The 250-nt window shown below is 62.8% G+C and carries 1 protein-coding gene; it reads left to right on the forward strand.

What is annotated here, in order from left to right; genetic code table 11:
• Positions 1 to 97 precede the first annotated feature (97 nt).
• Positions 98 to 250, forward strand: a 153-nt coding sequence (locus ACLJNW_RS27160; RefSeq protein ID WP_410961657.1) for a GDCCVxC domain-containing (seleno)protein, incomplete at its 3' end; no start/stop codon positions are given.

The following is a 250-nucleotide window of genomic DNA, read 5'->3' on the forward strand; positions in this document are numbered from 1 at the left end:
GAGTGGTACCCGAAGTCGGGTTCTCGTGGTCCTGGTGTCGGGGATCTCCTGCAAGCGGCCTCGGTCGCGTGTGCATGCGATCGCTTAGATTCGAGTCATGACTTCACCGGTACTCAGCTCCAGCCTCCGTTGCCCGACGTGTGGCCACGAGGAGTTGCTCGCCATGCCGATGGACGCCTGCGTGTTTTTCCACACCTGTGCGGACTGCGGCGTGATGCACCGCCCGAAGGCGGGAGACTGCTGCGTATTC

Origin of the sequence: Salmonella sp. SAL4457 (assembly GCF_046548235.1) — a bacterium.
In the GTDB taxonomy this organism is placed as follows: Bacteria; Pseudomonadota; Gammaproteobacteria; order Enterobacterales; family Enterobacteriaceae; genus Salmonella; species Salmonella enterica.